At 45.8% G+C, this 22,634-nt stretch carries 22 protein-coding genes, 1 tRNA gene and 3 rRNA genes; 16 read left to right on the plus strand and 10 right to left on the minus strand.

Annotated elements, in window-relative coordinates; all coding sequences use genetic code 11:
• Positions 1-13 precede the first annotated feature (13 nt).
• On the minus strand, positions 14-1,069 hold the full coding sequence (locus L5M49_RS21495) for an alpha/beta hydrolase (RefSeq protein ID WP_263223336.1): 1,056 nt from the start codon (positions 1,067-1,069) through the stop codon (positions 14-16).
• Between the two features lie 347 nt (positions 1,070-1,416).
• On the opposite strand from L5M49_RS21495, the gene L5M49_RS21500 reads away from it, so the two are divergent.
• From L5M49_RS21500 to L5M49_RS21515, 4 genes are all read left to right on the plus strand, one after another.
• The gene (locus L5M49_RS21500; protein ID WP_263266824.1) at positions 1,417-3,810 is read left to right on the plus strand and encodes a TonB-dependent receptor plug domain-containing protein; all 2,394 of its coding nucleotides are present in this window, start codon (positions 1,417-1,419) and stop codon (positions 3,808-3,810) included.
• A 178-nt stretch (positions 3,811-3,988) separates the two neighbouring features.
• Positions 3,989-4,450, plus strand: a complete 462-nt coding sequence (locus L5M49_RS21505) for a YhcH/YjgK/YiaL family protein (RefSeq protein WP_105251222.1) — start codon at positions 3,989-3,991, stop codon at positions 4,448-4,450.
• A 143-nt stretch (positions 4,451-4,593) separates the two neighbouring features.
• A complete protein-coding gene (locus L5M49_RS21510) occupies positions 4,594-5,514 on the plus strand; it encodes a manganese-dependent inorganic pyrophosphatase (RefSeq protein WP_263266825.1) in 921 nt (306 codons plus the stop codon).
• 210 nt (positions 5,515-5,724) lie between these two features.
• Positions 5,725-6,339, plus strand: coding sequence for a DedA family protein (locus tag L5M49_RS21515; protein WP_263266826.1), 615 nt, complete (start codon positions 5,725-5,727; stop codon positions 6,337-6,339).
• Between the two features lie 12 nt (positions 6,340-6,351).
• Here L5M49_RS21515 and L5M49_RS21520 read toward each other — a convergent pair whose 3' ends face one another.
• The 5 genes from L5M49_RS21520 to L5M49_RS21540 all read right to left on the minus strand — a co-directional run bounded on the left by L5M49_RS21520 (position 6,352) and on the right by L5M49_RS21540 (position 10,561).
• Positions 6,352-6,576: a DUF6500 family protein gene (locus tag L5M49_RS21520; protein WP_219250709.1), complete on the minus strand. Its 225-nt coding sequence runs from the start codon at positions 6,574-6,576 to the stop codon at positions 6,352-6,354.
• 96 nt (positions 6,577-6,672) lie between these two features.
• Positions 6,673-8,133 (minus strand): thioesterase, encoded by a 1,461-nt coding sequence (locus L5M49_RS21525; RefSeq protein ID WP_263266827.1) that lies wholly within the window; start codon positions 8,131-8,133, stop codon positions 6,673-6,675.
• Between the two features lie 141 nt (positions 8,134-8,274).
• A complete protein-coding gene (locus L5M49_RS21530) occupies positions 8,275-9,315 on the minus strand; it encodes an MJ1255/VC2487 family glycosyltransferase (RefSeq protein WP_105251217.1) in 1,041 nt (346 codons plus the stop codon).
• 70 nt (positions 9,316-9,385) lie between these two features.
• Complete coding sequence (locus L5M49_RS21535; RefSeq protein ID WP_263183843.1) at positions 9,386-9,898, minus strand: phosphatase PAP2 family protein; 513 nt, start codon at positions 9,896-9,898, stop codon at positions 9,386-9,388.
• A 414-nt stretch (positions 9,899-10,312) separates the two neighbouring features.
• Positions 10,313-10,561: a YgjV family protein gene (locus tag L5M49_RS21540; protein WP_113940145.1), complete on the minus strand. Its 249-nt coding sequence runs from the start codon at positions 10,559-10,561 to the stop codon at positions 10,313-10,315.
• Between the two features lie 324 nt (positions 10,562-10,885).
• Between L5M49_RS21540 and rraA the strand changes: the two genes are divergently transcribed.
• From rraA to hemB, 12 genes are all read left to right on the plus strand, one after another.
• Entirely contained in the window at positions 10,886-11,371 is a 486-nt protein-coding gene (rraA, locus tag L5M49_RS21545; protein ID WP_105251214.1) for a ribonuclease E activity regulator RraA, read from the plus strand.
• A gap of 129 nt (positions 11,372-11,500) precedes the next feature.
• Positions 11,501-12,565: a formimidoylglutamase gene (locus L5M49_RS21550; RefSeq protein WP_263223332.1), complete on the plus strand. Its 1,065-nt coding sequence runs from the start codon at positions 11,501-11,503 to the stop codon at positions 12,563-12,565.
• A gap of 245 nt (positions 12,566-12,810) precedes the next feature.
• The gene (gene ubiE / locus L5M49_RS21555) at positions 12,811-13,566 is read left to right on the plus strand and encodes a bifunctional demethylmenaquinone methyltransferase/2-methoxy-6-polyprenyl-1,4-benzoquinol methylase UbiE (protein ID WP_006083326.1); all 756 of its coding nucleotides are present in this window, start codon (positions 12,811-12,813) and stop codon (positions 13,564-13,566) included.
• Entirely contained in the window at positions 13,566-14,186 is a 621-nt protein-coding gene (locus L5M49_RS21560) for an SCP2 domain-containing protein (protein ID WP_263266828.1), read from the plus strand. Before ubiE ends, L5M49_RS21560 begins: the two co-directional genes overlap by 1 nt.
• Positions 14,183-15,832, plus strand: a complete 1,650-nt coding sequence (gene ubiB, locus L5M49_RS21565) for a ubiquinone biosynthesis regulatory protein kinase UbiB (protein ID WP_105251211.1) — start codon at positions 14,183-14,185, stop codon at positions 15,830-15,832. Before L5M49_RS21560 ends, ubiB begins: the two co-directional genes overlap by 4 nt.
• 59 nt (positions 15,833-15,891) lie before the next feature.
• Positions 15,892-16,131 carry a Sec-independent protein translocase subunit TatA gene (tatA, locus tag L5M49_RS21570; protein ID WP_006083329.1) on the plus strand — a complete coding sequence of 80 codons (240 nt, stop codon included), beginning with the start codon at positions 15,892-15,894 and terminating at the stop codon, positions 16,129-16,131.
• A gap of 6 nt (positions 16,132-16,137) precedes the next feature.
• Positions 16,138-16,626, plus strand: coding sequence for a Sec-independent protein translocase protein TatB (gene tatB / locus L5M49_RS21575; protein WP_173496413.1), 489 nt, complete (start codon positions 16,138-16,140; stop codon positions 16,624-16,626).
• Between the two features lie 3 nt (positions 16,627-16,629).
• A complete protein-coding gene (gene tatC, locus L5M49_RS21580; protein ID WP_168825778.1) occupies positions 16,630-17,382 on the plus strand; it encodes a twin-arginine translocase subunit TatC in 753 nt (250 codons plus the stop codon).
• Between the two features lie 45 nt (positions 17,383-17,427).
• Entirely contained in the window at positions 17,428-17,958 is a 531-nt protein-coding gene (locus tag L5M49_RS21585) for a hypothetical protein (RefSeq protein ID WP_173496412.1), read from the plus strand.
• Positions 17,958-18,761 carry a TatD family hydrolase gene (locus L5M49_RS21590; RefSeq protein ID WP_173496411.1) on the plus strand — a complete coding sequence of 268 codons (804 nt, stop codon included), beginning with the start codon at positions 17,958-17,960 and terminating at the stop codon, positions 18,759-18,761. The genes L5M49_RS21585 and L5M49_RS21590 overlap by 1 nt, the downstream gene beginning before the upstream one ends.
• A complete protein-coding gene (locus L5M49_RS21595; RefSeq protein ID WP_173496410.1) occupies positions 18,754-20,640 on the plus strand; it encodes a diguanylate cyclase in 1,887 nt (628 codons plus the stop codon). The genes L5M49_RS21590 and L5M49_RS21595 overlap by 8 nt, the downstream gene beginning before the upstream one ends.
• A 9-nt stretch (positions 20,641-20,649) precedes the next feature.
• Positions 20,650-21,657: a porphobilinogen synthase gene (gene hemB, locus L5M49_RS21600; protein WP_263186321.1), complete on the plus strand. Its 1,008-nt coding sequence runs from the start codon at positions 20,650-20,652 to the stop codon at positions 21,655-21,657.
• A gap of 242 nt (positions 21,658-21,899) precedes the next feature.
• Here hemB and rrf (L5M49_RS21605) read toward each other — a convergent pair.
• The 4 genes from rrf (L5M49_RS21605) to L5M49_RS21620 all read right to left on the minus strand — a co-directional run.
• Positions 21,900-22,015, minus strand: a 5S ribosomal RNA gene (gene rrf / locus L5M49_RS21605).
• Positions 22,016-22,052: 37 nt separating this feature from the next.
• Positions 22,053-22,128: transfer RNA gene (locus L5M49_RS21610), tRNA-Thr, on the minus strand.
• Positions 22,129-22,166: 38 nt separating this feature from the next.
• Positions 22,167-22,282: ribosomal RNA gene (gene rrf, locus L5M49_RS21615) — 5S ribosomal RNA — on the minus strand.
• A 137-nt stretch (positions 22,283-22,419) separates the two neighbouring features.
• Positions 22,420-22,634: ribosomal RNA gene (locus tag L5M49_RS21620) — 23S ribosomal RNA — on the minus strand; the annotation flags it as partial.

Genomic DNA, 22,634 nt, shown 5'->3' on the forward strand with positions numbered 1-22,634 from the left:
CAATTACAGCGAACTAAAAACGCTCCAGTCGCTCTAGCACATTTCCCCTTACGACAACCTCAGCAAACTCCTCTGCAAGACGTTCACTCAAAGCCACAGACGTACGCCAATATTGCATCCGCTGCGCCGTGTCCAGTTGCTTAAAATCTTCACGGTCGGGGATTTTGCCAAAGGGCAATGAAGCGACAAATTCGGCCGATGGCGCCAACACTAGCGCATTGTGATAATTAGCGCGACCTTGGCGCCACTTCAAGGATTTATCGAACCATCCTGGGCTGATGGTCGGATAAAAATGCGGATACAGCGTCAGTCCCTTAGCACGGGATAAAGGCAAATCAAAGTGATAGTCGGTAATGCCGCCATCGTAATACTGCCCATCGGCAACGCCTTCAATTTGGGACACAGGGGCCAGCAATAAAGGAATCGACCCCGTTGCTAACATCACAGCATCGACATTAGCCTCAGTTAATTCAACCTGCTGACTGGGTAAATCGTTGAGTTGCAAAAAGGGAGATGCTGCAGCTTGTTGGCTAAAGACCACACGCTCAAAATGCCAACCTAAACTCCGACGGCTCACTAAGTTGGTCGCCGCCGCCATCGCCAGCCCCGCCGCAAGCGGAAGCTTTGCCGTTAAACGATTTAAATGTTTAGCACGGCACACGACGAAATGACTGTGAATATGAGTGTTATTAACGATTTCCCTGCCACCATTTCCCCCTAAAATGCCCTGCACTACGCCTTTAACTTGCGCACTGACTTCCTGCGGTGTTGGCATGCTGTCGTAACGCTGACCAATATAAAAATCCTCTAAGCGGCCATAGGCTGCGAGGGGATCTTGCTGCGCCAAACACGCTAAACGCCACGCCCCTGAAGAAGCGCCGAGTGTATAAAGCGGTGTTTGTCTGTCTTTGAAAAACTCAGAAAACAGATACTTATCTAACCCAGCGATACCAAGCCATTTAGGTCCACCAGAGGCGGCAAGTAGCTGGGTAAAATGCTCAGATTTAAGACCTTGTTCTGCCAAGGTGTTAAATGCTGTTGGTCCTGCGAGAAATCGTAACGCTGACAATTCTATGTACCTTAAAACCAATGCCATTAGAGCAAAATAAAATAGTAAACCACGAAGGTATACGTCAATAAACAATTCATATCATCAACTTAACTCAGTCGCAATGTGCATGCGACAACGTGTATTGTGCCGTACGATGCCTCAAAAGCACGCAGATCGATAGGGAGGTTTTCATCAATATATTCAACTGCATTTTGAATATTATTTAGAACACTAGGCTCTGAGTTAGCACATTTACGTCTAAATGTAACAATTGTTACAATGATAACCTTCTCGGCATCAGATTGTTATTTTATCTGCACACCTAAGTTCGAGTATTGGGTTACAAACATCATTGAGAGGTTTTTATGCGTCTAGCCGTTATCGCATTGGCAGTGTCATCCACACTGGTTATTCCAGCAGTCCAAGCCGAAGAGCAACAAACCGGCTTCGAAAAAATCGAGATCATAGGCTCACGCATAGCACTACGCACGGCAACTGACAGTGTTGCGCCGGTCGATATCATTACTGCCGAACAACTCGAATCAACAGGTATGACGGAAACCGCTAAAGCGCTGCAATTTGCTGCGCCAAGCTATAGCTTCCCATTCTCCTCGGTGACTGACGGTTCAGATGCGGTGCGCCCCGCGAGCTTACGCGGCCTGTCGCCAGACCACACCTTAGTACTCGTAAATGGCAAGCGTCGCCATGGTTCTGCTCTAGTACATTTAAGCGGTACCATGGGAAAAGGCTCCTCTAACGTCGATTTAAATGCTATTCCAATGACAGCGATAAAACGCATTGAAATTCTCCGAGATGGAGCCTCGGCACAATACGGTTCAGATGCGATTGCTGGCGTGATTAACGTGGTACTCAAGGACAGCGATCAAGGCGGTAGCGTCTCGGCGCAAGCCGGACAAACCTACCAAGGTGACGGTGAGCAATGGCGCATAGGCGTTAACCATGGGATCAGTTTAAACCATGATGGCTTTGTGAATGTCGCCCTCGAAGCGCATCACAAAGACAGCACAAACCGCGCAGGGTTAGATCCACGGCAGCAATACCCTAAGTTAGCTGATGGCTCAGCAGATCCGCGCGAAGCGACATTTAACCGTAAGAGCCACCACGTTGGTGATGCCGAATATGATAATGTCGGTTTGTTTATCAATGCGGCTCAGCCTATATCTACCGACGGAAAACTGTATGCCTTTGGTGGTATTAGCCAACGTGAAACTAAATCGGGTGCTTTTTACCGTTTAGCTCTCGATGCCCGTAACTTACCCGAAGTGTATCCCGACGGTTTTTTACCACAAATTAACCCCAAAATTATCGATTCGTCTCTTACCCTAGGCTATGAATTCAACTTGAGTGACTGGGATATTGATGCCTCAGTGGGATATGGCAAGAATTCATTTAACTATAATATCGTCAATACCTTAAATGCTTCCTTAGGCCCTGAAACTCCTACCGAGTTCGACGCAGGAACGTTATCGACCCGTGAAGCCAATATCAATTTGGATATTTCCCGTTATTTTGCCTTTATAAACGATTCTGAAATTCTGTTTGCGACCGGTGTTTCATGGCGCCAAAACGGCTATGAAATTGAAGCCGGAGAAGAAGATTCGTATATCAATGGTGGCTATAATGGCAAAGCGGCGGGTAGCCAAGGCTTCACCGGTTTTACCCCTGAGTCTGAGGTTGATGAAACGCGCGATAACACAGGCATTTATGCCGAACTTGAAAACCAATTAACCAACGAGTTTTACTGGGCGGCAGCGCTACGCTACGAAAACTACTCTGACTTTGGCGGCAACACGAGCTGGAAACTCGCGGGTCGTTACGATTTTACCGACAACTTAGCCCTGCGTGGCACTATCAATACAGGCTTTAGAGCGCCGAGCGTACAACAACTGTACTTCAGCAATATCTCGACGTTGTTTAATCCCGATCCAGTGACGGGGCAACTGGTTCCTATTGAATCAGGCACCTTCAACACCTTATCACCAGTGACAAAGGCGCTTGGAATTAACGAACTAGAACCTGAAATATCGCAATCATTTAGTCTCGGTCTTGTTTATACCAATGATACTGGCCTCGCGGTAACACTCGACACTTACCAAATAGAGATTGATGATCGCATCATCTTATCTGGCTCCCTAAGAGCGACTGATAGCCCCGCGGTTACGACCGCACTAGCAGGAACCAATGCTGATTCAGCACGCTTCTTCGTCAATGCCGTCGATAGCCGAACTCGCGGGGTCGATCTTGTTGTTAGCCAAGACTTTGATATTGGCACTTGGGGCGATTTACGGGCGAACTTAGCCTATGCCTATAATAAAACAGAGATCCAAGACATCAATCTACCCTCTATTTTAGGCGGATTAGACAAGAAACTCTTTGATAGTATAGAAAGAACCCGCATGACGTCTGCCACACCGCATAACACGGGCAGTATTGGGCTGACCCATGAACTCGGGGATTTTAAAACCAATATCCGCTTAAACTACTTTGGTGACTACAGTGAAGGTTATTCAACGGGTGATGTGAACTATAGCGATCAGTGGGTGATGGATCTGTCGGTAAGATACGCCGCCACCAATGCGCTAAGCTTTACAGCTGGGGTGCAAAATTTGTTTGATGTGTATCCAGAAAAACGACCTGATAACAATAACTTCAATGGTATCTTTGTATACCCATTAACCAATACCCCCTTTGGCTTTAATGGTGGTTACTACTTTTTAGAAGCCAAATACACTTACTAAACCCGTTTTAGCTAAGTTTAATAATACTTGATGTAGAAACAGGTCATTCAATGGCCTGTTTTTTTATGCCGAAATGTTTAGACCTGCTTCCAATCGACAAAGCTTATGTCCTAACTGTGGTGATCGGATTATAATCTTTACCATTCGCTCATTTCACTTCCACCATGTCGAGTAGCCGATGATCGTCGATACCTTAAAAAACCGCCATATTTATCAATCCTTAAGCCCTCGGCTTGCGACTGCATTAGAACATCTAGCGACGACCGACTTTAGTCAGCTACCCGTAGGCAATTATCCCCTCGATGGCGACAATATTTTTGTGATAGTGAATGACTATCAAACCAAGCATAAGTCGACAGAACCCTTTGAAGTTCATCAAAAATATATCGATGTGCAATATGTTTTCAGCGGTGAAGAAGAGTTTGGTTACTTGCCACTAGCGGAGCAAACACCCTCGAAACCCTATTTTGAAAAACACGATTACGCCGAGTTTGATTACGAGGCAAACCAAGCCAATGCCTCTTATATCAAACTCAAAGCAGGCATGTTTGCATTATTTTTCCCCGGTGACATGCATATGCCCGGCACAGGCGATATCGCCACGGCGGTGCGTAAAGTCGTGATAAAAGTGAAGATCTAAACCTTAAGCCATCTTTGCCGAACCTGAGCGTTCGATTTTTAGAGAAATAGCAACTGAAGAGCGCAGTGATATGCGCTTTGGCTATTTCCGATTAAAGCCAAATATTGCTAAAATTGTCACAAATTTAAAGGAGAGTCCCTGAAATGCCCATTTACGTTGTCGGTCACAAGATCCCCGATTCAGATTCAATCTGCGGTGCTATCGCGTTAGCCTATTTAAAAAACCAAATCGGTGAAGAAGCCATTGCCGCACGTTTAGGTGAATTGTCACCCGAAACCGCTTTTATTCTGAAACGTTTCGGCTTCGAAGCACCGGAATACAAAACCAGCTATGCTGGCGAGCAAGTGTATATCGTTGACCATTCAGAACTAACTCAAGCACCGGATGATATCGCCCAAGCGACCATCGTCGGGATTGTCGATCACCACAAGTTAGGCGATCTCACCACAGATACCCCGTTAGAATGCTGGATCCGCCCAGTGGGTTGCAGCAACACAGTGATCAAGATGATGTTCGACTTTTACCAAGTCGCTATCCCTAAAAATATCGCTGGCATCATGATGTGCGCCATTTTGAGCGATACCGTGATTTTCAAATCACCGACGTGTACCACTGCAGACATTCGCTGCGTTGAAGCGTTAGCTGAGATCGCCGGCGTTGAAGATTTCAAAGAACTGGGCATGGAAATGTTCAAAGTGAAATCCGCCGTCCAAGGCACGCCAGCACGTGACCTCGTTATGCGCGACTTTAAAGACTTCAACATGAACGGTAACTTGGTCGGTATCGGCCAGTTAGAAGTGATCGACCTGTCAGTATTTGACGATATCAAGGCCGAGCTAGAAGCCGATATCAAAGCGCTCAAAGTGGAAGGTAACCGCCACAGCGTTTTATTGCTGCTGACTGACATCATGAAAGAAGGTTCAGAGTTGTTGATTGTGTCTGACGATGCGGAGCTGACCCAACGTGCCTACGGTAAAGATACCGTCGATGGCAAAGTGTGGTTAGACGGCGTATTAAGCCGTAAGAAACAAGTAGTACCACAGCTACAAGCAGCATTCGCCTAGTCGCTTTATCGTCACTACTGTAGTACAGGTATTAAGGCCGAACTGAGTTCGGCCTTTTTTATATTTCAGGTAAAAACTGCCCCCCTGCGTTACGCCTATTCACCGCCACTAACTAAAACGGGCATGAAACTTTGCTCATAAATCTATCCAACCAGAGAAATTGGCGAGTATGATGGCCCAATCGTCCCATTGATTTAAGCACTTTCATCTATGCCAGAAACGCTACAACATATCATCACAGAACTCACGCCTTGGCTGCAGCAATATGGTTATGTTCTGCTATTTGTCGCGATTGCTGTCGAGGGTTTTGGCATTCCGGCGCCAGGACAATCCTTATTAATTGTCGCCAGTTTATTAGCCGCTACAGGGCAAATGTCACTGCCATTGGTATTAATCGTTGCAGCTTGCGCTGCACTCTGCGGTAACAGTTTGGGATATTTCATCGGCTGGCGCTTTGGTGATGTGTTGCTTAAGAAGGGCTGGATAAAACCGCAATTGGAAGACAAAATCCATGGCGTTATTGGTCAATATGGCATCGCCGCTTTAGTGTTGAGTCGTTTTGTTGAGGGATTAAAACAGTTTATGTTTATCGGCTGCGGTCTCGCTAAAATGCCATTAAAACAATTTGTGATTGGTAATGCTCTCGCCACCAGCATTTGGGTGGCACTCTTTGGATTAGGCCCAGTGTTAATCCGCGATGAAATCGCTCCCATGCTGGCGTTTTACCACCAGCATAAATACCCCACATGGGCTATGGTCAGCCTAATACTCGCTGCGCTAATCACTTTTACTTGGCGCAGGTGGCAAACCAAAAATCCGCAGTAAGCGATTTAGGATCTATTCTTCCGATTCCTTTTGGATTATCTCTATCACCTTATGAGCCTTAACAAAATGGTCTAAGCGATGAGTTTGAATCCACCAAGTCGCCGCTTCCATAAGCAACTCTGGATCATCATTTTTGTTCGCAAAGAAAGCGTAAAATGAGAGGCCGACATTATCACCTTGAGTCTCAATTTTTTTATGACAAACAGTGATGATTTTTGCTCTTAACTCAGCTCTCATATTGACTCATAAAGTTTATTCACCAGCTTATTATCTATTTTCAATGAGATACAACACTAGATGTATCGCCTATCACTTACTCCGTACAGCTACAGATCACTTTATGCCTTCAGTTTCAACCTTAGGTTGAGGTTCTGCACCGTCATTTGGCTTAGCCTCAGGCTTTGATTCCGGCGCTTTAATTGGCGCGGGTGGCGCCTCAGTCGCAGCAGGCTTATCTTGTTCCTGTGATACGTTTGGCTCCTGCAATGGTGCATTAACCTTAGGTGTCGATGAGCTTTGCTCTTCAGGTAAAGGCTCGACAATAATCACTGGCTCTTGTGGCACAGGCGTTTCACCTTCGGTAGATGTTGCCGCTTCTGACTCTGGCGCTAAGGTGCCGAGATCTTGGTTCGCAGGGCTTTCCACCGCATGTTTAGGTAATTGATTTCGATATAAATCAATCATACGCATCACCTCAGACAAGGCTTTACCATGCTCTGGAGTGAGAATGCCATTGTGCCCAGAGACGATTTCGTCCGACACGGCCAGTACCCATACGGCTTGCATATTGGCATCGGGGCAGGTTTGCACGGTACGACGAGCCTGCAGGCGAGCACGAATTTTCCAGCCTGATTGAGGCAGCGTCATCATACAGCCAGGGATTTGATCGTGCGCCATCAAGGCCGAGGGCATCTTCATTGGCGTGGTGCAATTGCCACCAGAGCATTTGTCAATATCGTGGGTAATCGCCCAAGAGTTCCCGACAGCGCGCTCGCCGTCCTTGATGTAATTGAAGGCTTCTTTCACTGCAAAATCCCCCTTCGACTGCAACACCACCATACTCGGTTTTTGTCTATCTAAGCTCACCAACGTATCTAATGGCTGATACTCTTTAGCAGGCACGGCGGGATTTAACAGTAAGAATAAATTAGGATTATCCTGCTGATTATCAATGGCGGCTTTGATGCGATCTTTACTCGCATGCAAAACAACAGCACCGCCAAGACTATGGCCAATCACAGTGTAACGCAGCAGTTTATGCTGTGTTACTAAGCTATCAAGCTTATCCAGCAGTTGTGATAGACCTAACTGCCCGATACGTTTAGCAACCCGTTTACGCTGTAAAATAGTGGGAAAATCTAAGGGTTCAATCCAACTTTTTGCATCATCTGAGCCATCGATCCAAAAAGGATCATATTTATCGCCCCGCCAGCCAATATACAAACCCAACAAGTTACGCTGGGTATCGGACGCGGCCATTTGCTGATAAAACTGCTCAAAGGCAATAAAGTTTTCATCCTTAGGCTCAGCGCTATGATGCCAGCCATGGACAAAAATCAATAATTCAGGGATCTGTGCAGGCTCTGGGTGTAAAATTCGCGTCTCTAAACCTTGCCATTGCCTTTCGTCGTGGGGCTGACCTTTATCATTAAACTCAATCACATGAAAATTTTGCTTAGCGATATCAAGGCCGGGTATGTGGTAAGCCTGATCTGGAATAAAAGGAAGTAAGACACAAAGTAATAACAACATTAAAAACAGTAACTTGTACTGAGTAAACTTTTTCAGGCTCATTTATAACAACATAATTAACGGCCAGGCTAGGCCAAAATAGACGTGCTGAAAGGGACTAACAGCAAAATTGACGAAATTATACGCTAACGCCATTAACCCAGCTAGTGCCTAAGTTGCTTTTCATCTGAACAGCAATGCTGTTTAACGCCAAGTATCGGGAAGCGTGACTTGGCTCCATAACTCTTGGCACAGCGGCTGACTATTGTGCCAGTCGCCGCCGTTAATCCATTTAACCAGCGTATCCCCCACCTTTGGATATGCAATTGGATTAGGTGATGCCGTTTTAAGCCAGCGCTTAACTATGTTCACATCGAGACTCATCATGCTATCTGCAGCCGCTAAAAGTTGTAACGCCGCCACATTCGATAACTGCTCAAACTGGCCAATCAGTGGTTTGACTAAGAGTTTTTTACCTAAGGTTAATGCTTCGCTGGCAAGCTCAAAACCCGCATTGCCTATCACACCGCCGCAGCTGGCAAGATGTTGCTTAAACCCCTCACGATTAAAACCATGCCATTTAATGTGCTCAGCAACTTGGCCTTTAGGTTGTTGGCTGTGATATACCAAAAACTGATAATCACTAAAATGAGACAGAAAATGAGCAATCATATCCGCATCTTCAAAAGGCAAATAAACTAAAATCTGATGCGTGTGTTCGAATGGGCTGGCATCCACTTCGACAAAAGGCGGCAAAATAGGGAAGCCAAAATGATGCCAATGACACCCCAGCGCCACATCCACTGGTGCAAAATAATTGAGCAGCATCTCATTAAACCAAGTGCTACCGAGTTTTGGCACCGGATGAGTTAACGCCGCCTGATGGCTAATACCAATGGATGGCACGCCTTGGCGCCGCGCAGCCCAAGCCGACACAGGTTCAAAGTCGTTGAGCACTAAATCGTAACAACTAAGATCTAATGCTTTAATATCTTTAAATAACGACAAGGACAAATTTTGCCGGACAGTTTGTGGCACATTCACGCGCCCGGAGTGCGTCGCAAACGTCATTCCCGCTTGAACGCGATAATCGCCAAAGCACTCCATATCGAAAAACTGATCAGGCTTACGCCCCGAAAATAGAAAGTCCACTTCAATATCTTGTTTCATCAATGCTTTAGCCATGACGCGTGCACGACTTAAGTGGCCATTCCCTGTGCCTTGAACTCCGTAGAGTATTCGCATTACGTATCCTTAAACTGATGAGTGAAGGAGAATTCCCACTAATGAAATGATTAACAGGCGCATATTTGAATTAAATCACTGGAGGAACCAGCAATACCGACCCAATTCCCAATGAGGCTCCCGCCAGAATATCTAAGGGATAATGCACGCCAAGTGCAATACGTGAGCCCCCTATGCTAAAAGCCCATAAATACGCCACAGGAGCCGCCGCAGGATAAATTTGTGCCACGCTCGTTGCCATCACAAAGGCCGCAGCTGTATGACCAGACGGTAAGCTGAAACGATCCGATGGTTCAAAACCACTCTCAAATCCCACTAATGCATGGCATGGCCGTGTCCGACGAATACTATTTTTCAATAGTAAATACAGAGGTAACTCAACCAAAAAACTCGCTAACATCAAATTAAATAGAGCCTGTCCTTGAGCGTGCGTTAGCATCAAACCCACGGACAAATATAAATACACATGCCCATCGCCACTCGCTGACACCCGCTTTGCATGGGCATATAAACCATGGTGCTGGGTGAAGCTCACGATATGGCAAAACATTCGCTTATCTAAGTCTGCAACGTAACTCAACATAAAACAGGCTCCTTGCTGGCATACCAGCGAGTTTTACTGTGATGTTAATCTGTGCATTCTCTCGACGACGCTTAGAGTGCTTAGTCTGAAACCAACCGACTCACCAAGGCTCTATTCACGATTGAATTCGTTATTGACTGCTCACGGCTAATTTACTGTTTGCTAATAGTTAAACCTAAATCACATTAGCTAAAGCACTATTAGATAGCTTGAGACTAAGAAAGACCTGTGACGGCTAAGTGACATCTGCTCGAAGGTTTTATGACAAGAAGCATGGCTGAGGTTTTGATCTAGAAGGATTCTAGAGACGTTATGCTGGGGCTAAGGGATTTATTTAGAAATAGCGATAGGACTGAGACAGGATATTGTGTTGCTCTAAACGTTAATCTCAAGAGCAACACAATCCAATAAAACTTAGGCTGCGGCGGGAGTATTTGCCTTAGCACGGTAAATTTTTGTCAAATGGTAAATATTAATACAAGCAACAAACGCATTCATGCCGGCCACAGGCCAAGCAGAAATAAACACCCCATAAACCACAAACAGAGTGCATCCTACAAAATTCAACCATCGCAACCAAATGATATTCTTCATCATTAGAGAGATCGCCACCATTATAGAGGCAAAATAACCAATAATTTCAATCGTATTTACAGCTTCCATAGGCACCTCTCGAAGGCCCTCTACCGTCCATAAGCGTAACGGGGGGTCCATGCCCCTAAAGCAAATTAAGTTAAGTAAGTTAATTTAAACTTGGGATATAATACCAAAACGCGCAACAGAGTTGTAATAAAAAACCGTTATTTAATGACCAATATCAAGTTTTACCGAATAAATTCTATAGTGTGACGAAAATTTACTACAGATGTGTTAACAGCCAAGTGGCAACAATACCGTGATTGATAACACTTTTCTTTTCAATAATCCCTTTTATACTGGCGTAAACTCGCTAAACTGTACGCAACGCGGATCAATAGGAGTGTAAATATGGAATACAACACCTCAGAACTATGTGACATGTACTTAGATGTCGTAGATGTAGTCGAGCCCATGTTCAGTAACTACGGTGGTTGTAGCTCTTTTGGCGGTTCTATTAGCACCATCAAGTGCTTTGAAGACAACGGCCTAATTACCGAAGTCCTACAAGAGGATGGCCAAGGTAAAGTCTTACTCATTGATGGCGGTGGCTCATTACGCCGTGCGCTGATCGATGGTGCTATCGCTGAACTTGCGGTTAGCAACAACTGGGAAGGCATTATCGTTTACGGTTCTGTGCGCGATGTGGATGCATTGGAAGAGTTAGACATTGGTATTCAAGCCCTTGCCTCAATTCCAGTGGGTGCTGATGGCAATTCAGTGGGCGAAGTGGAAATTCCAGTCAATTTTGGCGGTGTGACTTTCTTACCCGGCGATCACATTTATGCTGATAACACAGGCGTAATTTTATCACCTGAACCACTCGACATTGAGTAATCTCACTGTTCAGTCAAGAAAGCCAGCTAAGCTGGCTTTTTTATTCACTATTTTCAGCGTTTCCCCATTGAATCCTCGCCCTACTCTGGCCACAATAGCTCGACTCTGGCCGAATAAGAATATCAATCTATGCCTGAATTTATTCCTTTTACCCATACCGATATCGCCTCACTCGTCAGCACAAGAACGGGCGAAACTAAGCTAGGCCAATGCGTCCATCTGGCCAATCACGAACACACGTTAGAGACCATACTCGCCACTGCAAAAGCCCACGGTGCAAGCTTTGCCATTATCGGCGTTGGGGAAGATATAGGCCCACGTGCCAATTTAGGCCGCGGCGGTGCAACCGATGCGTTCACAACCAGTATGCGCCAATGGCTCAATTTACAATCGAATCATTTTCTTTCTGGCGCCGAATGCCTAGTGTTAGGCCAAGTGAACACCGCCGATCTGCAGCAACAAACTACGAGCAATACTACAGATAACACTAACGTTACCCTAGATGAATTACGTGATGCGGTGGAGCAACTCGATGAGCGCGTGATCCGCATCGTCAGTGCGATTTTAAAAGCGGGTTTAGAACCCATACTCATCGGCGGCGGCCACAACAATGCCTATGGTTTGTTGATGGCAACCTACGGCCACTACCAACGCCAAGTCGCCGCGGTGAATCTCGATCCTCACTCGGATTTTCGTTTGCTTGAAGGCCGTCACAGCGGCAATGGCTTTAGTTACGCAGCCGATCGCGGCGCCTTAGGTTGCTACCATGTACTGGGTTTACACGAGTTAAAAAACAGCGAAGCAAACCTAAGCCAACTCAGCGAATTTGGGGGAACTTGGCATAGCTTGCAACAAATTTGGGTTCGCCGTGAAATCAGCCTTAGCCAAGCTTTACTTGAAATCGCCGCCAAACTTAATGACACAGGTTTACCCGTAGGATTAGAACTTGACGTCGATGCTATCGCTAAAATGCCCAGTAGCGCTTCAACCGCTGCAGGTGTGCCATTGCTCGATGCGGCGCATTATGTCAGCTATATCGCCCGCCACTGCCCATGCGCATATTTGCATTTAGCCGAGGCTGCACCAAGTTGCCACGAAGCTGGGATTGAAGCCGGATTTAGGGATGTTGGCCAAAGCCTAAGCGAGCTTATCTACGCTTATGTGCAGGCTCGTATGCAATTTTTGGCACAATGAATATCACCAGTTACACCCAACTGGGCGCTAAGCTATTCACCAAATCCTGATATTGTGGTCTAATGCCAGTCCATTTTACGTGGTCGCTAAGCACTTAATCCTACGACTGTTCAGGGGTGCCTCAAGCTAAGGCATTGCAGTTAGTTTACTAGCTCGATCACAGAGTGATAGATCAAAGATTCAGCAAATGCAGGCGATGGCTTACACTCGCAACTAATACATTGCAAAACAATAGGAACACATTGATGTCTGAGGGCGAATCTAAAAGTACCCACTTTGGTTACAAAACCGTAGAGGCCGATAAAAAGGCTGAACTCGTTGCCGGCGTGTTTCATTCTGTTGCCGCTAAGTACGACATAATGAACGATGTGATGTCCTTCGGCATTCACCGTTTTTGGAAACGTTACACCATTGAAGTCTCTGGCGCCCGCCCTGGCATGAAAGTGCTCGATTTGGCCGGCGGCACAGGCGACTTAACTGCAAAATTCTCTCACTTAGTGGGCGATAAAGGTGAAGTGGTTTTAGCTGACATTAACGATTCCATGTTAAAAGTCGGGCGCACTAAGTTGCGCGACAAGGGCATAGTCAACAATGTCAGTTATGTGCAAGCCAACGCCGAAGCACTGCCGTTTCCCGATAACCACTTCGACATCATTACCATCGCCTTTGGTCTGCGTAACGTGACCGATAAAGATGCGGCGCTGCGTTCGATGAACCGCGTGCTTAAGCCCGGTGGCAAGTTATTAGTGCTAGAGTTCTCTAAGCCTCAGCATGAAATCATGCGTAAAGTGTATGATTTATATAGCTTCAAAGTCTTACCTAAGATGGGTGAGCTCATCACTAAAGATGCCGACAGCTACGAGTATCTGGCTGAATCGATCCGCATGCACCCAGATCAAGACACATTAAAACAAATGATGGTTGATGCAGGCTTTGAACAAGTCGACTACACCAACATGACCGACGGCATTGTCGCATTGCACCGTGGTTATAAATTCTAATGATGCCGCAAGAAGTTGTGCTGCTTGCCTGCGCCACAATTGAAACGGGTCTGAAAAAACTTCAGGCCCAAGCGGGCGACGATTATTTACGCCAGCGCCAGTTGCATGGCAAAGTGTTTCGTATCCAATTATCACAGCTCAGCTGGCCATTCTATTTAGTGTTTGCCAAAGAGATCCAAGTACTGAGCCGCTATGAAGGCGATGTTGATGTCAGTCTACATGCCGATGCGACGACGCTTTACCGCGTGTCCGAAGGCGCAAACCTGACTGAACTAATCAAGCAAGATAAACTCAAGCTTGAAGGCGATCTCAATTTATTACAAAGCTTTAGCCAATATCTACGCAGCATCGAGTTTGACTTTGCCGAGCCAATATCCCGTTATTTAGGTGATGGTCCCACTCACAAACTCATCTGTTCTAGCCATCAGGTAAAAGACTTTGCACTCGAAGTATTGCGTAAAACCCGCTCCCACTTAGGACAACTCGCAGTTGAAGAGTATCGCCTCGCACCGCACCCAATTGAGTTAGTGCACTTTCGCGATCAAATGGATGATTTAGTTGCCGACACTCGCGCGATTGAACAACGGATTGCCCAATTAAGAGACCAAATTAAGCCATGACCTTTGCCAGTATCCGCCGCGGTTACCACGTCATCAAGACCTTACTTCAGTACGGGTTAGATGACGTATTGCCGCCAAAGATGACACCTTGGTACTTTAAACTCGCCCGTAACAGCCTATTCTGGATCCGCAATAAGCATAAAAATAAGCCCGGTGGCGAACGCTTAAAATTGGCGATGCAGGAACTCGGCCCCGTTTATATCAAGCTTGGACAAATGCTCTCAACCCGCCGCGATTTACTCAGCGATGAATGGGCCAGTGAATTGGCCATGCTACAGGACAAAGTGCCGCCCTTTGATGGTGCACTTGCCCGCCAAGCGATTGAAGCTGAGCTAAAAGCGCCGATTGAATCCCTATTTGATGACTTTAATGAAATACCACTGGCCTCAGCCTCTATTTCTCAGGTGCATACCGCGACCCTCAAATCTAACGGTAAAGACGTCGTACTTAAGGTGCTGCGCCCTAATGTAGAAGCTAAAATCCAGGCCGATCTGCAGTTGATGTCGCAAACTGCCAAACTGATTGAATACCTCCTCGGTGAAGGTAACCGACTGCGCCCTGCTGAAGTGATCGAAGATTACCGCGTGACCATTTTAGGCGAGTTAAACCTTAAGCTCGAAGCCTTAAACGCAGTCAAACTACGCAACAACTTCCTCAACTCAGATGCGCTCTATGTGCCTTATGTGTATGAAGAGTTTTGCTATCCACGCCTGATGGTGATGGAACGTATTTACGGTATTTCTGTCTCGGATATTGCCGCACTTAAAGCGCAAGGTACCAACTTTAAGTTATTGGCCGAGCGCGGTGTTGAACTATTTTTTACCCAAGTATTCCGCGATAACTTTTTCCATGCCGACATGCATCCGGGCAATATCTTTATTTCCCGCGATCATCCTGAGAACCCATACTACATTGGGCTCGACTGCGGCATCATGGGCACACTCAGCGAAGTCGATAAGCGCTATCTCGCCGAGAATTTCCTCGCCTTCTTTAATCGCGATTATCACAGAATCGCCCAGCTCTATATTGAGTCTGGCTGGGTATCGGAAAAAACCGATCTACAAGCTTTCGAACAGGCCATCAAAGTGGTGTGTGAACCTATGTTCAACAAGCCGCTCGACGAGATCTCCTTTGGTCATGTGTTACTGGAATTATTCCGCACTGCGCGCCACTTCGATATCGTGGTGCAACCGCAATTGGTATTGTTGGAAAAAACCTTACTCTACATCGAAGGCTTAGGCCGTCAGCTGTATCCGCAGTTGGATTTATGGCAAACCGCCAAACCCTTTTTAGAGCAGTGGATGGCCGACCAAGTCGGTCCTAAAGCTATGTTTAAAAAGGTATCCACAAAACTGCCATATTGGGCTGATAAACTACCTGAATTCCCTGAACTAATTTACGATAATCTTAAGTTAGGCAGGAAATTGCTGAGTTCTCAGCAACAAATGCTAGATAAGTATTTGAAATATCAGCAGCAGGCACACAAGAGTAACTACTTGCTTATCACTTCTGCCGTTTTATTGATCTGTGGCACGTTATTGATTAATAGAGACGCTACACTATGGACCCCTTATGTTTGTCTAATTTCAGGCATGATATTGTGGTTTGTAGGATGGCGATCTAGGCCAAAGAATCGCAAATTTTAGCTAGCACTAATTAATCAGAGGTTCATAATAGAACCGATATCAATTAAGAGGATACCTTCATGGGTGGTATTAGTATTTGGCAACTGCTTATCGTTGCGTTAATCGTTGTCTTGTTGTTTGGAACTAAGAAATTACGCTCTTTGGGTGGTGATTTAGGTGGTGCGGTTAAAGGCTTCAAAAACGCCATGTCTTCAGAAGAAGACAAGAAGGCATTAGAAGACACCGAAGCGGCTAAAACAGCGCAAACAACTCAACAGGCGACTGAAAAGAAACCTGAGTCTAACAAAGAACAGGCGTAACTCTTTATGTTTGACGGTATCGGCTTTATGGAGCTGCTGCTGATCGGTGTTTTGGGGCTAGTGGTTCTTGGCCCCGAACGTCTACCGGTTGCGGTGCGTTCGGTAACGAGTTGGATCCGTGCGATGAAACGCATGGCGAACTCGGTAAAAGAAGAACTTGAGCAGGAGCTGAAGATCGAGCAGTTGCATGCCGATCTTAAAAAAGCAGAGAGCAAAGGTTTATCTAACCTCTCACCTGAACTCAAAGAGTCTATTGAGCAACTAAAGCAAGCGGCACAGTCAGTGAACCGCCCTTATCAGGTTCAGGATCCATCAAAAGACACCCCTGCGCCTGAGAATCAAATTCACACACCTGCTCAAGTGAATCCAGTTCAAGCTAGCCAAACTAATCCAACAGCCACTGCAGAGGCGAGTCCAACATCGGCCTCTCCCGCTGCTTCAAGTGAGGCATCTCAGGGCGTGGATACCAGTTCTAACCCGAAAGCCAACGGATAATTCATGTCGCAACAGCAGCCACTTATCAGCCATTTGCTTGAACTTAGGTCCAAGCTGCTAAAATCCATTGCCAGTGTGTTATTAGTGTTCATTTGTAGTGTGTACTGGGCAAATGATATCTACCACTACATGGCAATACCTTTAATGCAGTCTTTACCTCTTGGTGGCAGCATGATTGCGACGGATGTCGCTGCACCATTTTTTGCACCTTTCAAACTAACCCTCGTTTTATCATTTTTTGTGGCAGTGCCCTACGTGTTATTTCAAATTTGGTCCTTCGTGGCACCGGGTTTATATAAACATGAAAAACGCTTAGTGATGCCACTGCTATTCAGCAGTACCTTATTGTTTTATCTCGGCATTGCATTTGCTTATTATCTTGTATTCCCTGTTGTTTTTGGTTTTTTTGCTAACAATGCGCCAGAGGGAGTTCAAGTTGCGACAGATATTACCAGTTACCTTAACTTTATTCTGAAGCTGTTCTTTGCCTTTGGTCTATCCTTTGAAATCCCCATTGCCGTTGTTTTACTCTGCTGGTCAGGTGTCACTACACCTGAAGATCTCAAGCAAAAACGTCCTTATATCATAGTGGGCGCCTTTGTCGTCGGCATGCTATTAACCCCACCAGATGTGATTTCCCAGACTATGCTTGCTGTACCAATGCTGTTATTGTTCGAAGGCGGTTTATTAGCGGCTCGTTTCTACAGCAAACCAGATGACGAGTCAGACGAAGAGACTGAACAAACAAACGACTAACGTCCTCGAAGGCGTTAGGGGAATAATATAATAAGGAACATTCTCATGCGCTTAACCCTTATCACGGCAGCGATCATGCTTGTATCTGTCCAAGCAAATGCCAGCATTGAACAACAGTTAACCCAATGTGCAGCAACCGCCGATAAACTCGACCGCTTGATTTGCTATGACAAGCTAGCAGAAAGCCTAAAAGGCATGACACCTAACACCATTAGCACTCAAGCGATACCGGCTACAGTAGCAACAGTTGCAGTCCCTACGACTGCAGCAGCGATAGTGGCAACCGCCCCCCAAGCACCAGCGGCAAAAATTGCCGATGACTTTGGGATGGAAGCCAAGCGTGTTCAAGAAAATACTGTCGATAAGATTTATTTAGAGATTCAATCTATAGCTGAAGATGCCTACGGAGACATTAAAGTGACTTTCACTAACGGTCAGGTATGGAAACAAACTGATGGCCGTAAGTACAATGTTAAGCAAGGTGAAACTGTCTATATTGAAAAAGCCGCTTTAGGTTCTTTTTTAATGGGAACCGATGATCGCAATGCCAAGGTTCGGGTAAAACGTCTAAAATAATGCCCTCATACATAGATATCGCTGTCAATTTACTTGGCAGCGCACTCGAACAAGATACTGTATCGATAATACAAGCGGCGGCGGACCAAGGGGTTTCGCCGTTAATTGTTATTGGCAGCGATTTAACTGAAAGTGCGGCAGCCATTGCTGTATGCGAGCAATATCCTAACCAACTTTACTGCACTGCTGGTGTGCATCCCCACCATGCCAGTGGTTGGCATGATGGCTCAAACGCTCGACAAGCTGAACTCTGTCACGCACCGCAAGTGGTTGCCGTTGGCGAATGTGGTTTAGACTACAATCGTGATTTCTCCCCGAGACCTATCCAGCGCCAAGCTTTTATTGCCCAACTGGCCTTAGCCGTTGAACTGCAAATGCCGGTGCTAATGCACGAACGCGATGCCCACGAAGACTTTATTGCTATCCTGCGGGAATATCGCCCACAGCTTAGTGGCGCGCTTTTGCATTGTTTCACTGGCACTCACACACAGATGGAAGCCTATATTGACCTAGATTTACACTTAGGCATAACAGGTTGGGTCTGCGATGAAAGACGCGGCCAAGAACTAGCGCAACTCGTTCCCTTTATTCCGCAGAATCGCATTTTAATCGAGACAGATAGCCCTTACCTACTCCCCCGTAGTATGCGGCCCAAGCCTAAATCGAGCAAAAACAAGCCCGAATACCTTCCTTATATCGCAAATTATATTGCAAACCTACGCGGAGAAGATGCGGATGAGTTTGCAAAACGTTGCTACCAAAATAGCTTAGCGTTTTTTAATTTGGATCGAATCCATGCTTAACAAAAACATGCCACTCATACTCTTGCTGTGGCTATGGATATACCCAACACAGGCCTTGGCAACCCTATTGAGCATTGACGAGTCAACCACGACACCTTTAAACCTTACGCCTTGGTTAATGGTCAGCCACCCTACACCAGCAAAAGAACTGGCCGAAATACAAGCTTTGCCAAAAACTGATTGGCATAACTTTACCAATAAAGACATTCAAAAACTCAGCGGCCATGATTTTTGGCTCAGTTTCAGCTTAACCAGCCCTGACGAAACACTTTCGCGCATTTTAGCGCTAGATAACCCTTTGTTAGACAAGGTAACTATCTACCATTTAGTCAATAATAAACTCATGAATACTGTGCTGATGGGTGATATATTCCCCTATGAGGATCGACCATTCTTGAGCAATATTTTCCTATATCCTTTCAAGATCAACACAGATGACTCCCATACTTTCTATCTGCATATTCAAACTGAAGGTAGTGCTGCAGTACCATTAAACCTATGGTCTTCTAATGACTTAGCTCAAATTGCCGAATCTACCGCCGTTGAGCATGGATTCCAACTTGGTGTACTTGCCGCAATTGGCATTTTTAGCCTTTTTATCGCCATAGCATCGGGCTCATTCAGCTACAGCTATTACTCTGGCTATGTCCTTAGCATGACCTTACTCGTTGCCACGATTAACGGTTTTGCCTTCCGATTCCTCTGGCCAGACTGGCCGCTATTGCAGCAAGTTATGGTGCCGTTTTTACTGCCAATCGTTATGGCATTTGCGTTAATGTTTACTGAAAAAATATTACAGCTCAAATATTTAAACCGCCGTATGTTACTCACTTGTCGCTATAGTGCTGTGTATATCCTCTGTGTTGGACTCGCCACACCATTTATCCAATATGGAACGGCGCTCTATATCGAGATCATTTCCGTTGCAGTACTCAGCCTAGTCCTGATGGTCTTTGCCATTACTCAGGCTATCAATGGCCATAAACTGGCACGTATGTACACTATTGGCTGGGTGAGTATGCTGACAGGCGCCTGCATCAGTAGCTTGCTTTATCTCAGCGTGATTGACCTCAATTTAAAACCGCAAACGCCTGTGATGCTTGGGCTGACTTTTGAAATTATCTTCATGTCTCTGGTGCTCGCCATCCGCTATAACGATGAGCGCAAAGCTAAACTACGTATCCAGCAAGAAGCCTTGAAACAAGCACAGAAAATTCGTAGTGCGCGGGAAGAAGCCCTAAAAGCGGAAGCCGAGAGCAATGAGAAACTCGAACAAATGGTACAAGAACGTACCTTAGAGCTTGAAATCACGCTCAGAGAATTGCATGAAGTAAACCAAAAACTCACTGAACAAAGCACTATCGACAGTTTAACAGGGGTCAAAAACCGCAGTGCCTTTGATAAACGTTTAATCGCTGAAAGCCGGATCAGTCGCAGGCAAGAAACTCCCATAGCACTGTTAATGCTTGATATAGATCGCTTCAAGCTGATCAACGACAGATTCGGTCATCTTGCAGGCGATCAAGCATTACGTACAATAGCTCAAACATTACAGCAGCATTTAAAACGGCCAACGGATCTAGTGTCACGTTTTGGGGGGGAGGAATTTGCTATCATCCTTCCTAATACAACTGCAGAAGGTGCTCTCCAAGTTGCTGAAACAATAAGAGACGCTGTTGCCTCTATTCATTTTGAATGGGAAGGTGAAGCGATACCTTTGACTATCAGTATCGGAGTCAGTGCCGATATAGTGACCCACGATCAACACAGTACTAAATTACTAGAACAAGCAGATAAAGCCCTCTACCAAGCCAAAAACGGTGGACGTAATCAAGTCAGCTTGTATTTGTCGGATCAAGCAAGACCAGTACCTAATTAGGAGTCAAATGTGAATATCATTACCAGTGCCTTCCCTCAGCGTAGAATGCGCCGCATGCGTAAACATGATTTTAGCCGTCGCCTCATGGCCGAAAATCATCTAACGGTCAATGACTTGATTTACCCAATGTTTGTTCTAGAAGGCACTAATCGCAGTGAAAAAATAGCCTCTATGCCCGGTGTTGAGCGCTACTCGATAGACTTGCTACTGAAAGAAGCTGAAGAACTGGTTGAGTTAGGTATCCCATTGATTGCACTTTTCCCTGTGACACCTGCAGAGAAAAAAACGTTAATGGCAGAAGAAGCCTATAACGCTGATGCCCTAGTGCAACGTGCGGTGCGCGAGCTCAAAAAAGCCTTTCCACAGCTCGGAATCATGACTGACGTGGCACTAGATCCTTTCACCACTCACGGTCAAGACGGCATCATAGACGAAACAGGTTATATCCTTAACGATATCACCACCGAGATTTTAGTGAAGCAAGCACTGTCACACGCCGATGCTGGAGCAGACATCATTGCACCATCGGACATGATGGATGGCCGTATTGGCGCGATTCGCCAAGCATTAGAAGCGGCAGGGCACGTCAACACCCAAATAATGGCTTACTCGGCAAAATACTCTTCAAACTACTACGGTCCATTCCGTGATGCCGTAGGGTCAGCGGGTAACCTCAAAGGTGGAAATAAGCATAGCTATCAAATGGATCCAGCGAACAGTGACGAAGCTTTGCATGAAGTCGCACTCGATATCCAAGAAGGAGCCGATATGGTGATGGTTAAGCCAGGTATGCCGTATTTAGATATAGTGCATCGCGTTAAAACTGAACTTGCAGTACCAACATTCGCCTATCAAGTCAGTGGTGAATACGCCATGCATATGGCTGCAATCCAAAATGGATGGTTAGCAGAAAAAGCCATCGTCATGGAATCCCTACTCTGCTTTAAACGCGCAGGCGCAGACGGTATTTTAACTTACTTCGCTAAACGTGCTGCCCAGTGGCTTAAAGAAGCTTAAGCAACCTAATGCGAAAGTAACACCTCAAAGCAGCCTTCTGGCTGCTTTTTTTTATCGATTAATAGTGAAAAATCTGGAAGCAAAGCTTGTGTATTGAGGGGAAGAAAAAACTCGCCAACAAAGCTAATAGCAATACTTACAGTCGGCAGCATTGCTATTAGTGCAAAGAATGTTCAGATTACAGACGCAAAAAAGCCAGCTTATTCAGCTGGCTTGGTTACATCTCAATGAGATAATTAGGCGCTTGGCGATGACCTACTCTCACATGGGGAGACCCCACACTACCATCGGCGCGTTTGCGTTTCACTTCTGAGTTCGGGATGGGATCAGGTGGTTCCACAATGCTATTGTCACCAAGCAAATTCTTTATTCTAGGATTAAACACTAGATTGTAATGGTGCTGATACCCAGAATCGAACTGGGGACCTCATCCTTACCAAGGATGCGCTCTACCGACTGAGCCATATCAGCAATTCTATACTAATCAATTAAGATTATTTAAATTAGGCGCTTGGCGATGACCTACTCTCACATGGGGAGACCCCACACTACCATCGGCGCGTTTGCGTTTCACTTCTGAGTTCGGGATGGGATCAGGTGGTTCCACAAGGCTATTGTCACCAAGCAAATTCTGTTTATTACCGTGTCCATCGCTGGCTCACGTTAATAATAATTCGGAAAGCTGATTTTCTGTTGAGTCTTTAACTTTATCAAGTGTCGATATTCTATCTAAGTTCGCTTAGCAAAACCCATCTGGGTTGTATGGTTAAGCCTCTCGAGTCATTAGTACATGTTAGCTCAACGCCTCACAACGCTTACACACCATGCCTATCAACGTCCTAGTCTCGAACGGCTCTTTAGAGGAATTAAATTCCTAGGGATGACTCATCTTAGGGCTCGCTTCCCGCTTAGATGCTTTCAGCGGTTATCGATTCCGAACGTAGCTACCGGGCAATGCCATTGGCATGACAACCCGA

It is taken from the genome of Shewanella sp. SM74 (genome assembly GCF_025653725.1).
Classification (GTDB): domain Bacteria; phylum Pseudomonadota; class Gammaproteobacteria; order Enterobacterales; family Shewanellaceae; genus Shewanella; species Shewanella oncorhynchi.

What these genes read in the sequence shown, in the direction of transcription:
- ubiB (WP_105251211.1), top strand. Translation starts at nt 14,183, where the DNA reads ATGACCTTTGCCAGTATCCGCCGCGGTTACCACGTCATCAAGACCTTA.
- L5M49_RS21515 (WP_263266826.1), top strand. Translation starts at nt 5,725, where the DNA reads ATGCCAGAAACGCTACAACATATCATCACAGAACTCACGCCTTGGCTG.
- L5M49_RS21585 (WP_173496412.1), top strand. Translation starts at nt 17,428, where the DNA reads ATGCGCTTAACCCTTATCACGGCAGCGATCATGCTTGTATCTGTCCAA.
- L5M49_RS21530 (WP_105251217.1), bottom strand. Translation starts at nt 9,315, where the DNA reads ATGCGAATACTCTACGGAGTTCAAGGCACAGGGAATGGCCACTTAAGT.
- L5M49_RS21595 (WP_173496410.1), top strand. Translation starts at nt 18,754, where the DNA reads ATGCTTAACAAAAACATGCCACTCATACTCTTGCTGTGGCTATGGATA.
- rraA (WP_105251214.1), top strand. Translation starts at nt 10,886, where the DNA reads ATGGAATACAACACCTCAGAACTATGTGACATGTACTTAGATGTCGTA.
- L5M49_RS21560 (WP_263266828.1), top strand. Translation starts at nt 13,566, where the DNA reads ATGATGCCGCAAGAAGTTGTGCTGCTTGCCTGCGCCACAATTGAAACG.
- L5M49_RS21505 (WP_105251222.1), top strand. Translation starts at nt 3,989, where the DNA reads ATGATCGTCGATACCTTAAAAAACCGCCATATTTATCAATCCTTAAGC.
- tatC (WP_168825778.1), top strand. Translation starts at nt 16,630, where the DNA reads ATGTCGCAACAGCAGCCACTTATCAGCCATTTGCTTGAACTTAGGTCC.
- tatA (WP_006083329.1), top strand. Translation starts at nt 15,892, where the DNA reads ATGGGTGGTATTAGTATTTGGCAACTGCTTATCGTTGCGTTAATCGTT.
- L5M49_RS21520 (WP_219250709.1), bottom strand. Translation starts at nt 6,576, where the DNA reads ATGAGAGCTGAGTTAAGAGCAAAAATCATCACTGTTTGTCATAAAAAA.
- L5M49_RS21535 (WP_263183843.1), bottom strand. Translation starts at nt 9,898, where the DNA reads ATGTTGAGTTACGTTGCAGACTTAGATAAGCGAATGTTTTGCCATATC.
- ubiE (WP_006083326.1), top strand. Translation starts at nt 12,811, where the DNA reads ATGTCTGAGGGCGAATCTAAAAGTACCCACTTTGGTTACAAAACCGTA.
- L5M49_RS21525 (WP_263266827.1), bottom strand. Translation starts at nt 8,133, where the DNA reads ATGAGCCTGAAAAAGTTTACTCAGTACAAGTTACTGTTTTTAATGTTG.
- L5M49_RS21590 (WP_173496411.1), top strand. Translation starts at nt 17,958, where the DNA reads ATGCCCTCATACATAGATATCGCTGTCAATTTACTTGGCAGCGCACTC.
- L5M49_RS21540 (WP_113940145.1), bottom strand. Translation starts at nt 10,561, where the DNA reads ATGGAAGCTGTAAATACGATTGAAATTATTGGTTATTTTGCCTCTATA.
- L5M49_RS21500 (WP_263266824.1), top strand. Translation starts at nt 1,417, where the DNA reads ATGCGTCTAGCCGTTATCGCATTGGCAGTGTCATCCACACTGGTTATT.
- L5M49_RS21550 (WP_263223332.1), top strand. Translation starts at nt 11,501, where the DNA reads ATGCCTGAATTTATTCCTTTTACCCATACCGATATCGCCTCACTCGTC.
- L5M49_RS21510 (WP_263266825.1), top strand. Translation starts at nt 4,594, where the DNA reads ATGCCCATTTACGTTGTCGGTCACAAGATCCCCGATTCAGATTCAATC.
- tatB (WP_173496413.1), top strand. Translation starts at nt 16,138, where the DNA reads ATGTTTGACGGTATCGGCTTTATGGAGCTGCTGCTGATCGGTGTTTTG.